The 13,761-nt window shown below is 58.2% G+C and carries 12 protein-coding genes; 8 read left to right on the forward strand and 4 right to left on the reverse strand.

Features of this window, described 5'->3' with window-relative positions; genetic code table 11:
• The first annotated feature begins 24 nt into the window (after positions 1-24).
• Together ROI90_RS12980 and ROI90_RS12985 are read left to right on the forward strand one after the other, a co-directional pair.
• Positions 25-528 (forward strand): hypothetical protein, encoded by a 504-nt coding sequence (locus ROI90_RS12980; protein WP_315998778.1) that lies wholly within the window; start codon positions 25-27, stop codon positions 526-528.
• Between the two features lie 33 nt (positions 529-561).
• Positions 562-765: a hypothetical protein gene (locus ROI90_RS12985; protein WP_315998779.1), complete on the forward strand. Its 204-nt coding sequence runs from the start codon at positions 562-564 to the stop codon at positions 763-765.
• Positions 766-974: 209 nt separating this feature from the next.
• Here the strand turns inward: ROI90_RS12985 and ROI90_RS12990 are convergent, their stop codons facing one another.
• Positions 975-1,211 carry a hypothetical protein gene (locus ROI90_RS12990; protein WP_315998780.1) on the reverse strand — a complete coding sequence of 79 codons (237 nt, stop codon included), beginning with the start codon at positions 1,209-1,211 and terminating at the stop codon, positions 975-977.
• 105 nt (positions 1,212-1,316) lie between these two features.
• Between ROI90_RS12990 and ROI90_RS12995 the strand changes: the two genes are divergently transcribed.
• The gene (locus ROI90_RS12995; RefSeq protein ID WP_315998781.1) at positions 1,317-2,591 is read left to right on the forward strand and encodes a glycoside hydrolase family 2 TIM barrel-domain containing protein; all 1,275 of its coding nucleotides are present in this window, start codon (positions 1,317-1,319) and stop codon (positions 2,589-2,591) included.
• A gap of 137 nt (positions 2,592-2,728) precedes the next feature.
• On the opposite strand, the gene sbcD is transcribed toward ROI90_RS12995, so the two are convergent.
• The 3 genes from sbcD to ROI90_RS13010 all read right to left on the reverse strand — a co-directional run bounded on the left by sbcD (position 2,729) and on the right by ROI90_RS13010 (position 5,916).
• Complete coding sequence (gene sbcD / locus ROI90_RS13000) at positions 2,729-3,961, reverse strand: exonuclease subunit SbcD (RefSeq protein WP_315998782.1); 1,233 nt, start codon at positions 3,959-3,961, stop codon at positions 2,729-2,731.
• Between the two features lie 99 nt (positions 3,962-4,060).
• Positions 4,061-4,426, reverse strand: coding sequence for a DUF6970 domain-containing protein (locus ROI90_RS13005; protein ID WP_315998783.1), 366 nt, complete (start codon positions 4,424-4,426; stop codon positions 4,061-4,063).
• Between the two features lie 107 nt (positions 4,427-4,533).
• The gene (locus tag ROI90_RS13010; protein ID WP_315998784.1) at positions 4,534-5,916 is read right to left on the reverse strand and encodes an MBL fold metallo-hydrolase; all 1,383 of its coding nucleotides are present in this window, start codon (positions 5,914-5,916) and stop codon (positions 4,534-4,536) included.
• 524 nt (positions 5,917-6,440) lie between these two features.
• Here ROI90_RS13010 and ROI90_RS13015 point away from each other — a divergent pair.
• The 5 genes from ROI90_RS13015 (at position 6,441) to ROI90_RS13035 (ending at position 13,696) form a co-directional block, all read left to right on the forward strand.
• On the forward strand, positions 6,441-8,018 hold the full coding sequence (locus ROI90_RS13015) for an amino acid permease (RefSeq protein ID WP_315998785.1): 1,578 nt from the start codon (positions 6,441-6,443) through the stop codon (positions 8,016-8,018).
• Between the two features lie 129 nt (positions 8,019-8,147).
• Positions 8,148-9,986: a histidine kinase gene (locus ROI90_RS13020; protein ID WP_315998786.1), complete on the forward strand. Its 1,839-nt coding sequence runs from the start codon at positions 8,148-8,150 to the stop codon at positions 9,984-9,986.
• Between the two features lie 159 nt (positions 9,987-10,145).
• Positions 10,146-10,811: a response regulator transcription factor gene (locus ROI90_RS13025; protein WP_315998787.1), complete on the forward strand. Its 666-nt coding sequence runs from the start codon at positions 10,146-10,148 to the stop codon at positions 10,809-10,811.
• 287 nt (positions 10,812-11,098) lie between these two features.
• Positions 11,099-11,449, forward strand: coding sequence for a hypothetical protein (locus tag ROI90_RS13030; protein ID WP_315998788.1), 351 nt, complete (start codon positions 11,099-11,101; stop codon positions 11,447-11,449).
• A gap of 252 nt (positions 11,450-11,701) precedes the next feature.
• Positions 11,702-13,696 (forward strand): RICIN domain-containing protein, encoded by a 1,995-nt coding sequence (locus ROI90_RS13035; RefSeq protein ID WP_315998915.1) that lies wholly within the window; start codon positions 11,702-11,704, stop codon positions 13,694-13,696.
• Positions 13,697-13,761 lie beyond the last annotated feature (65 nt).

Consider the following 13,761-nt stretch of genomic DNA (forward strand, 5'->3'; position numbering starts at 1 on the left):
ATACTGACTGATAGTACTAAGAGTATGTCATATTATTTCGCGCTTTTTCTGGCTCTTTTCAAAATTCATACAATTATACCTGACTTCAGACCTACTGGTAAAATAGTAGTGTTGAGTTATAAAAATGCAGTTTTTCATACTGATACCACTGCACTTATGTCTATGTATCATGAGCATGGTGATGACACCACTTATGCGTTGCACGTAGCACAGTTGATAAGGCGAAGAGTACGTGAATCAAAGAATGATACTGTGTCATTTTCAGGAAATTTAGTGCCTTTTGATAATAACGATGCTGGGAAAGGGGATTGGGCTATTAGTTGGGTAGTAAATCATTTAGTTGAACAGAATAGGGTGATAGTGCTCGATAAGCGAGGGCTTCCGGTAAAGAGTATAAAGGTGAAGGTAGTAGGCTATAAGGGTTGGAATAAGAAGTTGATAAAAATTTCATATGTTGATAAAGCGACTAATGAAGAGTTATTCAGTAAAGGAATTTATTTAGAAAGATGGGAGCCAGTATGGCGTTAATGTTTTAAACGTAAATCATTTATTAATAGAAAAATGGAAAAGTCACAAAACGAAACCCCAAACCAACCGTCTGCCACCCCCAAAGTGACAGGCATAGGTGGTATTTTCTTTTTTTCCGACAATCCAAAGGAAACGCGGGAGTGGTACGCCAATAATCTGGGCCTGGAAGTCAACGACTGGGGCTCCACGTTTGAATCGCGCAGCGTGGACAAGCCGGAGGAGGTAAACTCGCTGTAATGGAGCCCGTTTCAGACCGTCAGCGCCTATTTCGCGCCGTCTACTAAAGGCTTCATGATCAACTGTCGGGTGCGGATAGGAACAAGGTAGAGCTGCAGGAGCCTGCTAACTCGAAACCCTGATGCGACTCTAAAGCATACCAACACACAAAAAACTGCCCGCCCTACGCCAGAATGGGCGCGGGGCGGGCAGCTTAGCATTTCAACGTACTATTCGTTGCCCGTGAAGTTGGGGGTGCTGACGCCTCTGTTCTTGTTGCGGTTGTAGAGGTAGGCCGCGCCAGCGGCCAGCAGGGCGCCACCCAATAGCTTGTTGTTGAATCCGCCCGAGCGCGGGGCAGAGCCGTAATTGTCGTAGGAAGAACCGGCCGCTTTACGGCCGCCAAACAGGCCCGAAAGGAGGCCTCCTACAGTGCCGCTAGGACGGCCAGAACCAAATATGCTCATGATTGACAGTGTAGATGGTGGAGCTAGTGTAACGCAAGTGCTGCGCGTGAGGTTGTCAGTGCGCGGGCTGATACCTTTAGGGGCGTACTCTTACTAATCTGTTCTATGAAAACTTGCCTCGGGCTGGCGCTGCTGACTCTCACCTCCGCTGCTTGCGCTCAAACAACCGCCGTCAAAGTCGAAATTCGGCAAATGCAGGGCCGCTACGAGTTACTACGGGCCGGTAAACCTTACTTTATAAAAGGGGCTGGTGGTGGCCAGTTCCCGGAGCGCATCCGGGCCTACGGTGGTAATTCCATCCGCACGTGGAGTACCAGTGGCTTAGATAACGTGCTGGCCGATGCCCGCAAAAATGGCCTCACGGTTATGGTGGGCCTCGATGTAGCCCGGGAGCGGCACGGCTTCAACTACGACGACCCCCAGGCCGTAGCCGCGCAGCTGGCCAGAATCCGGGCCGAAGTGCTCAAGTACAAGAACGACCCCGCCGTGCTGTTTTGGGGCATCGGCAATGAGCTAAACCTGGAGTACACCAACCCCAGGGTGTGGAACGCCGTGCAGCAAATTGCCCAGATGATTCATGAAGTGGACCCCAACCACCCTACCAGCACCGTGCTGGCCGGCTGCAACCCCCAGGAGGTAGCCTACATCAAGGAGCGGTGCCCGGCCATCGATATCCTCAGCATCAACACCTATGCCGGGTTGGCGGCCATACCGCAGCAGGTGCGCGCGGCGGGCTGGGCCGGGCCTTACGTGGTAGCTGAGTGGGGCCCTACGGGCCATTGGGAAAGCCCGGTTACGCCCTGGAAAGCCTCAGTGGAGGAAACCAGCAGCCAAAAAGCCGCCGTGTACCAGAGCCGCTACGAAGCCTCCGTGCAGAAAGATACTACCCAGTGCCTGGGCACCTACGTGTTTTTGTGGGGGCAGAAGCAGGAGCGCACGCCCACTTGGTACGGCATCTTCACCGAGGATGGCAAGGAGTCGGAAGTGGTGGATGTAATGCAATATTTGTGGAGTGGTAAATGGCCCAGCAACCGAGCCCCTCACCTCACCAGTTTCCTGCTCAACGGTAAAAAGGCCACTGACGAAATATACCTGCAGCCTAGGCAGCGCTACCCCGTAACGGCCGCCGTTACCGACCCCGAGAAAGACCGCCTGACCTACCGCTACGAGCTGCTGCCCGAAAGCACTGACCTGAAATCGGGAGGTGACCGGGAAAGCCGCCCCGCGCCCATTAGCGGCTTGGTGCCCGCCGGGGCCAAAGCCCAAACCACCCTTACCACCCCCACCAAACAAGGGGCATACCGCCTGTTCGTGTACACCTACGATGGCCGGGATAACGTGGCTACGGCCAATATTCCGTTTTACGTGCGGGGCAAATAACCCCTACGGCTGGCGCAGTAGGCCGTTGGCATTGCTACCGACCGGGGCTGCCGCCGTGGCTCAGGCAAGGTTGCAAAAGTGCCAATGGGCTGCTGCGCCGGGGGGGGATTGGCAGAAACGCTGTGAACCAACGTAGCCTACATGCGCTCCAACAGCTCATCAAAAGTGCGCAGTAGCTCGGCCCGGCTGGCTTCGGGCTCAGCATCCAGCCGCTGCTCAAATACCTCCCGCTCCGTGAAGTCGTGGAGGCTGCGGGTAAGTAAAGTTTCCTCGGTTTCGTCGGTGTCGGCTAGGGCCCGGAGCTTTACCAGCCGAAAATGGCGGCGGGCCAGTACTTCTAGCTGGCGGCGGTCCAGCTCCCCAATAATTTTCAGCAGGGCCTCGGCTACTTCCAGCTGGGTAAGCTCGGAGTGCACCTGCACATCGGCCCAGGCGGGTAGGGGGTAGCCGGTATTATCATAGGCCAGAAGGCCCTGACTTACCTCATCCAGGGTGCCATGGAAGCGGACTAAGCGCCGCGCCCCCGGCACCGGCAGGCTTTGGAGCTCCGTAAGCCGGCCCGCCTGAAATTCCAGCAGCAGTACTTCCTTGGAGTGGTCAATTTCGGAAAATGACAGCGGAATGGGGGAGCCGCTGTAGCGGATATGCTCCCGCCCGCCCACGCGCTGGGGGCGGTGCAAATGGCCCAGGGCTACGTAATCGAATACGGCAGGAAAGTGGTCGGCGGTAACCTGGCCGAGGTTGCCCACGTGAATGGTGCGCTCCGAATCGGAGGGGGCAGCCCCGGCAGCGTACAGGTGGCCGGTAGCCAGTACGGGCAGGCCCAGGTCCTTGAGCTGCCACACGGTTTCTACCTCGGCCACGCGGGCGTAATGGTCGGCAATGCCCTGCTTGATGCGGGCCTCGCGCTGCTCAGCGGTTTCACCGGGCACTGAGAGGCGCACGTCCCGGTCGCGCAGGAAGGGCACGGCGCACACCACCAGGCCGGGCTTGCCCTGGGCATCATCCAGCACCAGCACTTGCTCCTCGAAGCACTCCGGCACGCAGCCCACCACGTGCACCCGCAGGTGGCGCAGCAGCCGGGCGGGGGCGTTCAGCGTGGCCGGAGAGTCGTGGTTACCACCCACAATCACCACGTCGCGGCAGCTGGTTTGGCGCAGGCTCAGCAGGAAACTGTAGTACAGCTCCAAGGCCTGGTTGGAAGGGGAGCCGGTATCAAATACGTCGCCGGCCACTACCATCACCTCTACCTGCTGCTCGCGCACGGTTTGCACCAGCCACTCCAGAAAATGGCGGTGTTCCTCGGTACGCTCGTGGCCCTGAATAAAGCGCTGGCCCAAGTGCCAGTCGGCGGTGTGTAGTACGCGCATGACTACGAAGATACTCCGGACCGGGGCAAACCGGAAATCAAAAACCTGACGACGCTTGGTTAGGAGCCGAGCGGGGTCAGGACTTTTGTGCGTCTGAGACTAGTTCTGCCAGATGGTGCGCTTGTACTCAGCCTTCGTGAACGACTCGCCATTGACGGTCGTACTGCCTCCGAAGCCGCCCAGGAAGCCCAGCCGCTGACAGTTCTCCCCAATAACTTCCGCGCTGCCGTCGGCAATGCAGTTGCCCATATCCAGCACATACACCGTCTGATTCTGAAACCGGTATTCCTTCACGCTGGCTCCAATGGTGTGCTGGTCGGTTTTACAGGACGCGGCGCCCCGGGCAAACTCCTCGGTTTGCGTCCGGACGCAGGCGGGGGTGTCTTTCGCAATGTCAAACTCGTCGCAGGCGCCTAGAAGGCCGCTGGCCGCTCCGAGCAATAAAAAGTAAAAAAACTGTTTCATAGGTCAGAAATGATAAAGTAGAGAATGCAAAAGACCAGAGCCGCTGGCGGCTCTGGTCCTGGTAAGAGCAAGTACAACGTCAAAACGTTGCACGGCAAGCGGGAAGATTAAGCGTGGGCCGACTGGGGCTGGAAAGTAGAAATGGCCTCACCCAAATCATAAATCGGTAGGCCGGCCGGCAGGGCGGCCCCCACAATGCTGGCTCCGGCTGCCGAGCGGTAACCGCCCGCACAGTGAACCAGCACCGGTTTATCGGCCGGAATTTCGTGGGCCCGCTCGCGTAGCTCGGGGAGTGGAATTACCAGGGCATTGTCGAAAATAGGCTGCCGGGCCTCCGCGTAGTTGCGAATATCCACAATGGTAAAATCCTGGGGTTGGTGGCGCACGTGCTCCACGTCCACCTCGGGGGAGGAGGCAGGCAGGTCGCGGGGCGTGAGCAGGGCTCCTTTAATATTGCCTTCGTACCCGATTTTAGCCGTTTTGCGAATCACCGTGTCTAGGGCAATCTGCGAGTCGGCCAGCAAGTAGAATGGCTCCTCGGGTCCTACTACCGAGCCCAGCCAGGTTTCAAACTTGCCGCCATCCATCAGGTTGATGGCGCCGGGCAGGTGGCCCGCCCGAAACTGCGCCGCCGGACGGGTATCAATAACTACCGCGCCAGCAGCTAGTAGGGCATCGGGCTGCAGGCGGGGTACGGCCCGCACGCTGTCCTCGAAGGGCAAAGCACCCTGCTTGTTCACCACCACATCATGCCCGAAATACTTCGGCATGAAAGGTTGGTCTTCCAGCAGCACCCGCACAAACTCATCCTCCGACATGGGCTGGAGGGCGTAATTGGTTTTTACCTCCTTGCCAATGGTGCTGTCGAGGTCGGGGGAAGTGGTTTTGCCGCAGAGGGAGCCGGGGCCGTGGGCCGGGTACACCTTGGTAGTAGCGGGCAGCGTCATCAGTTTCTGGCGGGTGCTCTGGTAGAGCTGTGCAGCCAGGGCTTCGCGGCTGTGGCCACCTACAATATCGGCCTCGCGCAGGTCGGGGCGGCCTACGTCGCCCACAAACAGGGTGTCGCCGGTGAATACGGCCCGGGTTTGGCCCAACTCATCCAACAGCAGAATGCTGATTGAGTCGGGGGAGTGGCCGGGCGTGTTAAGGGCGTGCAACTCCACGGTGCCCAGGCTGATGCGCTGCCCCTCATCGAAGGGCTGGTGGGGGTAGCTGGCCTTTACCAGCTTACTTACATAAATAGTGGCGCCGGTTTCCTGGGCAATTTCCAGGTGGCTGCTCACGAAGTCGGCGTGGGGGTGGGTTTCGATAACGGCCAGAATCTGCGCGTCGTGCTCATCGGCGAAATCGTAGTACTGCTGCGGGTCGCGGGCCGGGTCGATGATGGCCACTTGGCGGCCGCTGCGGATGGCGTAGCTCGCGTGAGCCAGGCCTTTGTCGTAAAACTGCTGAATTTGTACCGAGCCGGTACTACTGGGCAGAGGACTCATGGGGTGTTGGATGTGGTGGATGCCTCCCGGCAACAGCTAACCAAAGCGCGGGCGCATAGTTTCAAATATAGGCAACAACCGCCTTCCGCAAGCCCAACAGCCACAGAAAACCTTCCGGCTCCCCCCAAAGCCACGGCAGATATTACAGTTCTATCGTCTGGCTCCAGACTAGTTTCCAGCGCATTGTTCGGGGGGCGCTGCGCCATACGGCCCTAGCCCACACTTGCCCGATAGAGCGAGGCAGCCGTTCGGACGGTGGGATTTTTAGCCGGCGGGGTAGCGGCGGCCAGCGGCATACGCATCTTTTTCACCGGGACGGAGTCTGTGGGTGAACGTTGGGCAGGCCAGGCAGAAATTTGCCCGGCTGTTTAATTGGGAGTGAAAACCAGGGGCCTGCTTACCTACTTCTCACGGCAGTCAGCCAAAACGCCTATATTCGGGCCACGTAGCTGCTTGCAGGCGGCTTTTGTTGCAGATTTTATAATTCCCGTCTCACCTTTTTCTCTTTTCTCTCATCAACCTGTATGGCAAATATTTTCGCCAAAAAACCGCTGGCCCAGCTGCTGGGCGAGGCCAACTCCTCGGGAGAAGGCTCGCTGAAGCGTACGTTGGGAGCAGCTAACCTCGTAGCGCTGGGCGTTGGGGCCATCATTGGGGCCGGCCTGTTTGTGCGCACGGCCGCCGCTGCCGCCCAGGCCTCGGGCCCCGGGGTTACGCTGGCCTTTATTGTGGCCGCCATTGGCTGCGCCTTCGCCGGCCTGTGCTACGCCGAGTTTGCCGCCATGATTCCTATTGCCGGCTCGGCCTACACCTACGCCTACACCACCATGGGCGAGTTTGTGGCCTGGACCATCGGCTGGGCCCTGATTATGGAATATGCCCTGGGGGCCGCCACCGTAAGCATTGCCTGGAGTGAGTACCTGAATAAGCTGCTGGAGGTCTTCGGGATGAGTATACCCTACGAGTGGTGCCACTCCCCCCTGGAAAGCGCCACCATCAATGGCGTACTGCATACGGGCTACCTCAACCTGCCCGCTTTGCTGGTTATCATCCTGTTGAGCCTGCTGCTCATCAAAGGCACCCAGGAGTCGGCTACTTTTAATTCCATTATTGTGGTAGTGAAAGTGGCCATCGTGCTGATTTTCATTGCGGTAGGCTGGCAGTTTATCAACCCGGCCAACCACACGCCCTACCTCATCCCGGAGGATGCCGTGGTAAAAGACTCGGCTGGCAAAATTCTGCGCACTTACGAGGGCTGGAACAAGCACGGCATGGGCGGCATTTTGGGTGGTGCAGCCATTGTCTTCTTCGCCTTTATTGGGTTTGATGCTGTGAGCACCGCCGCGCAGGAAGCTAAAAACCCCAAGCGCGACATGCCTATTGGCATTCTCGGCTCTTTGGCTGTGTGTACGGTTCTCTACATCCTGTTCGGGCACGTACTGACGGGCGTGGCTAACTGGAAAGATTTTGCTGATCCAGCCAAAGGTGGTGAGGCTTCGGTGGTGTACGCCATTGGCCTGATGAAGGGCTACGGCTGGTTGAGCACGGCCGTGACGGTGGCCATTCTGGCCGGTTTCTCCTCGGTAATTCTAGTAATGCTCATGGGCCAGAGCCGCGTGTTCTTCTCCATGGCCAAAGACGGCCTGATGCCCAAGGCTTTCTCCGATTTGCACCCCAAGTTTCGCACTCCCTACAAATCGAACCTGGCTCTGCTGGTATTCGTGGGTGCGTTTGCCGCCTTCGTGCCCGGCTCCCTGGCCGGCGACCTGACCTCTTTCGGCACCCTGCTGGCTTTCGTGCTCGTATCGGCCGGCGTCTGGATCATGCGTAAGTCGGACCCCGCGCAACCCCGCCCGTTCCGCTCCCCGTTGTCCTCGCCCTCGTTCCCGCTGGTGCCCATCCTGGGTATGGTGGTGTGCCTAGGTATGATTGCCGCCCTGGATTCGTTCACCTTGCAGGTGGCTCTGGTTTGGATGCTGCTAGGCTTTGTTGTGTACTTCATTTATGGTAAGCGCAACTCCAAACTGCAGCAAGGTATCGTGGTAGTGCCCACCGAAATGGAGGAGCAAGCCTTTATTGAGCCCGACTCCAAGAACTCCTAAGTATTCCGGAGTTACAGTATAAAAGCCCCGCCGGATAGTCCGGCGGGGCTTTTTACTTGTCTGCGGGTGGGCTGGTTGTGCAACATCCGGAAACCTTTTAGCTTAGAGGTAAAACCATTCCGGCCGCCTATGCTCCGATTTCTACTAGCGTTCCTGTGCTGGAGTACGGTGCACCGGAGTTGGGCCGGCCAGCCAAGTACCCGGGCTGATAGTCTGGCGCAACTGCTAGCAGCCTCGCGCCCTGATACCAACCGGGTCAACCTGCTTGTGCAGTTAGCCTGGGCGCGCACTGATGCTGATCCGCTTAAAGGGGTAGAGGACGGACAGCAGGGGTTGCGGCTGGCCCGCCGCCTGGGGTTCCGCTCCGGAGAGTGCCGTGCGCTCTTGATGCTGGGATGGGCATTTATGCGAACTGGCAACTACGCTACGGCCGTTCAGACGCAGGTAACCGCCCGGCGACTAGCCGAGGCCATTGGCTATACTGGCGGCCTGATTCACTCCGATAATGCCATTGGTTATGCTCACCTGGAGCAGGGCAGCGCTTTGTTGGCGCTGCGGTACTTTCGCCGGGCCGCGGCCAACGCCCGGCAGCACCACGATGTAGCGCTGCTGACGCCCATTCTTGGCAATATTGGACGAGCTCACTTGGAGCTGAACCGCCCCGATTCGGCTTGGTACTACACTTGGCAGGGCTATCAATTGGATTTGCAACAAGCCGATGTGCACAGTGAAATCGGGGATTTATCTATCCTGGGTGACATTGCTGCCCGGCAGGGCAAGAGCAATCAGGCCCGCTACTACTACGGTCAGGCTATTCGGCGGGCGGCTGGTATGCCTGTTTCGTATGCGCTCAGCCGCGCCTACTTGGGGCTGGCCCGCTTGGCCCGTAACCAGCAGCCCCGGCAAGCCCTGCGCTATGCCCGGCGGGCTATAGCCGTTGGGGAAGCCGGGAGCTACGCCAAAGGAGTATTCGAGGCGAGTGATTACCTGGCTGATTTGTATGCTGATGAGGGAAATACCGCCGAAGCTTACCGCCACCTGCGCGCCGCTGCTGCCCTCCGCGACAGTTTGTTCAGCCAGTATCATGTAGGGCAAGTGCAGGCCCTTACCTTCAGCGAAGAGCTGCACCAGCAGCAGCTAGCTGAGCAAGGAGCCCAGGCTACCGCCCGCCGCTGGCGAATTGGGTTGGCTGTGGCTCTGTTAGGGGCTATTGCGGCCGCCTTAGTCGGGTATCTGCTCATCAGCCGTCGTCATTTGCGGCGCGAAGTAGGGTTTGTGCAGGAACGCCAGCGCATGGAGCGGCTGCATTCCCGCGCTATTCTGGCTGCTGAGCAGAATGAGCGCCGCCGCATAGGGGCCGATTTGCACGACAGCGTGGGCCAACTGCTGAGTGCCACCAAAATAACACTTGGAGCACTACAGAGGCGGTTGCACCTCTCCGATACCAGTCAGCAGGAGCTGTTTAATGGCTCCCTGCACATGCTGGACGAAGCTGTGCGGGAGGTTAGGAGCATCTCGCACAACTTGGTGCCCACCACCTTTACTCAGCACGGGCTTGTGCCGGCTTTGCGCATTCTGCTAGACCGTTTGGCGCTGGAGCCAAACTCCCTGCGCGTTACCCTAGACGCTTGTGCGCTAGAAGATCCTCGGCTAGATTCAACCCAGGAGAATATTATATTCCGCATTTTGCAGGAGCTGATCCATAACGTAATCAAGCATGCCCAGGCCACAGAACTGACAGTGCGCTTCAACTGCCAGCCTGAACAGTTAGAAATCAACATCATCGACAATGGCGTTGGCTTTGATGCTGCCAACCAAGTAGTGGTGCCCGGCATTGGGCTGCGTAACGTGGAAAGCCGGGTAGCCTATCTGCACGGCCAGTTAGCCATTGCGTCGCGGGTTGGAGTGGGCACTACCACAACCCTGAAAATACCGTTACAGTTGGGCTTAACGCCGGTTTCCGTGTAGTTTTGCCCTGGCTAGGTAGCGCGGCGTTGTGTAGGAGGTGGGGTATATCCTGATTTTTCTATTCATTGTGTAGAAGGTAAGGGCAATACCATACATTGCGGCTTACTCAGCCGCCAGGCTCTATTGCTGCACCGCTCCTTATCCTCTTTTCCCCACCGAATGGCAAGTACACTATCTACGCAAGTTATTCCGGTGCTGCTGGTCGATGATCATCCGGTGATAGTGGAAGGCATCAAGAGCATGCTCCGCCCGGAAACCGACCTACACGTGGTAATTCAGGCGCACAGCGGCAGCGAGGCCCTGCGGCTTCTGGCCAGCCACCCTGAGGTGAGGGTGGCCGTGCTGGATCTGAACATGCCCGAGATGAGCGGGGTGGAGCTAGCCCGTGCCATTCGCACTACCTGGCCTTCCGTGCGGGTTCTGATCCTGAGTATGTTCCATGACCATGCGACGGTGGCTGAAGTGCTGGAGGCCGGTGGCTCCGGTTACGTGCTCAAAACAGCCAGTCGGGCCGAGCTAAGTGAGGCCATCAGGCAGGTGGCGGCCGGGCAAAACTATTTCAGCCACGATGTGGCGCACACCCTGCTGCAAAACCTGCAAATTCCAGCCAGCCTGCAGGCCGCCAAAGCGGTGGAACTGACGGGGCGGGAGCAGGAAATACTGCGGCTGATTGCCCGGGAGTTTTCCAATCAGGCCATTGCCGAAACCCTTTTCATCAGTGAGCGGACCGTGGAAACGCACCGGCGTAACCTATTTACCAAAACCAATTCCAAGTCGGTGGTGGGCCTGATTCAATACGCCATGCGCAATAAGCTAATCGATTAGAAGCAGCGGCAAAATCCGCCGTATAATGCCGCCGCACATTGCGCTACGGTGGAGCTACAGTAGTGCAGTCAACCCAGAATCGTGCTAAGAGAGAAAGCAGGCCTGTCGGGAGCGTACAGGCGGGGACAGGAAGAGTAAGGTGATATGCGCCGGAGGTAACTCGCTGATTAGCTAAGTTTTATTTAAAATAATACCCCGTAAGCGCCCGTAGGGCGGTTGCGGGGCTTGCGTATGTCTATCCGTACTGGTACGGAGGTAAAAATCAGGGCTGCTACTGATTTACTTGTATGGGTGAAAAAATATACCTTAGCATCGTTCAATCAAATGATAATATATTTATATTGTATCGATTGATTCGTCCGCAGATTTCTCTACAACTCAACAGTTTCTCTCTTCTGACTTCGCAGCTCATGTCTAAACATTTAACGCCTAACGCACAGCAGACCATGCCATCAAAAATCCTCTCCTTTATTTGCCATGTACCCGGTATGGCTCCCGGGGCTTATCCCGCTGTGCCAACCGCCACCAGCACCCACCGTGCGCCTGAGCGCAAAACCGAAACTAAAAGCGGTGGTCATTTTACGGCCATCTATGAAAACGACCGGTTTGTGCGGTTCAAGTACATCAACAACAATTAGCCAATTCTTGCACCCGGGTTTTTGCATGGAACCGGCTGGCGGCTAGTCCTTAGCAAATACATAGTGGCAAGTATGATACGGCAAACAGGCGCTGTTTTTCCTCTGGGAAAGGCAGCGCCTGTTTGCTGCCGGAACCCGCCGGCCCGGCATTTCGGCTAACTTGCGGGCCGGTCCATCCGTTTTGCGTGCATGATTGATTTGCAGGTTCGTATCCCGGCGCTTTGGCTAGCGCTTTGTTTTGTATTGATTACCGTGTCAGGGCAGGCCCAAACTACCTTCTTGCCCGACGAAGCAGCCTGGTACGGCGTTGTGGCGCGCAGTAGCGGCCGTTCCTTGGATGTTACCAATGCCTCCACGGAAGCCGGGGCAGCCACTGTGCAATGGGAATTCACGCATGCCAATAGCCAGCAGTGGCGCTTCGTGCCGGCCGCTAAAGGCAGTGATTTTTACCGCATTGAAGCCCGCCACAGTGGTAAATGCCTCACCCTGGAGAAGCCCGACGACAACGCGCCCCTGGTGCAGCGCCCCTGGACGGGCAGCTTTTATCAGCAGTGGAAACTAGTACCCTCGGGCCCGGTAGGCAGTTTTCTGCTTATCAGCCGGGGCAACGATAAGTGCGCCAGCCTGGCCGCCGCCGATAAGTTTAACGGTACGCCCATTGTGGGGCAGCGCGCCCAAAACCGCTCCACCCAGCAATGGAAGCTGTTTAAGCTGCACCTGAACGTAGACCCCACCCAGCCCGGCTTTGGTGCCCCCGAGCCCCTACTGAGCCTGAACACAACCACCGGTAATGAGCTGCAGCCCGTGCTGGCGCCCGATGGCAACACGCTCTACTTTGCGCGCACCCGCTACCAGGGCAACAAGGAAGGCATCACCGAGTCGGGTGATATTTGGATGAGTACTTCGGCTAACAACGGCCGTACCTGGGCCCCCGCCACCCGCCTTGACGCCCTGAACACTACCCAAAACAACGGCGTAATGGCTGTGGTGCAGGAGGGCCGCACCCTGCTGGTGCGCGGCGACTACCAGCGCGACGGCCTGTTTCGGGATGAGGGCGTGAGCCGCGTAGACCGCAACGCCACCGGTAAGAACGTGAAGCCTCAGGCCCTGGAAATAGCCAACTATTATTCGGCCGGGCCCGCCACTTCCTTTTACATGACCCCCGATCAGCAGATTCTGCTGCTGAGCCTGGAGCGCGGCGACTCCCAGGGCGCTAACGATTTATACGTGAGTCGCCCCACTGCCGACGGACTTTGGACAGAGCCCTTTAACCTGGGCGGCGTGGTAAACTCGCCCGGTTTTGAGTTTGCCCCCTGGCTGGCGGCCGATGGCAAAACGCTCTACTTCAGCTCCTACGGCCACGCTGGCTACGGCAGCGCTGATATTTTTGTGACTACCCGCCTCGACGACTCCTGGACCCGCTGGACGGAACCGCGCAACCTAGGTGCCCCCCTGAACGGCCCCGGCTTTGACGCTTATCTGAGCCTCACCGCCGATGGTAAGCAAGCGTACTACTGCTCCTCCAGCACTGCCAATGGCCCCGCCGACCTGTTTCGGACGGCTGCCGGGGTAGTGCCCGTAATCGATACGGCTACCACGGTTGCGGTGGCGCCAGTAACGCCGGCAGCCCCCGCTGTGGTAGCCCGCGCCTTGTTCACTGGCCGCACGCTGGATGCAAAAACCCGCAAGCCACTGGCTACCGAGGTAAAAGCAGTGCGCCTGGACCCCAACATTATCTTCAACGCCACAGCCCGCACCGATGCCGCTGCCGGTAGCTTCCAACTCACGCTGCCGCCCGGCCGCTACCGGGTGCAAGCGGCCCGCGCCGGCTACCTCACGGCCACCGATACCATCAGCGTCACGGGTTCCCGCACCCTGGAGCTGGCTTTGGTGCCGGCCGCTGTGGGCTCCAGTCTGGAGCTACCCACCCTGATTTTCGCCCAGGGCAAATTTACGCTGCTGCCGGCTTCCTACACTGAGCTCAACCGCCTGGCCCGCACCCTGCAGGATAACCCTACGGTCAACATTCGCCTGGAAGGCCATACCGATAACCAGGGTCGCGCCGAATTGAATGTGAAGCTTTCAGAGGAGCGGGTAGCAGAAGTGAAACGCTACCTGGTAACGCGGGGAGTGGCCGAAAACCGCATCAGCACCGTCGGGTACGGCGGCAGCCGCCCCCGGGCCTCCAATGAGCAGGAAGAAACTCGCAAGCTCAACCGCCGGGTGGAGTTTACCATTGTGAAGTAGTCGGCTGCCGCCGTAACCGTGCACCTAACGCCCCACCAGCAGCTGCCAGTGGGGCGTTTTGGTAA

This window comes from Hymenobacter endophyticus (assembly GCF_032464715.1).
GTDB lineage: Bacteria > Bacteroidota > Bacteroidia > Cytophagales > Hymenobacteraceae > Hymenobacter > Hymenobacter endophyticus.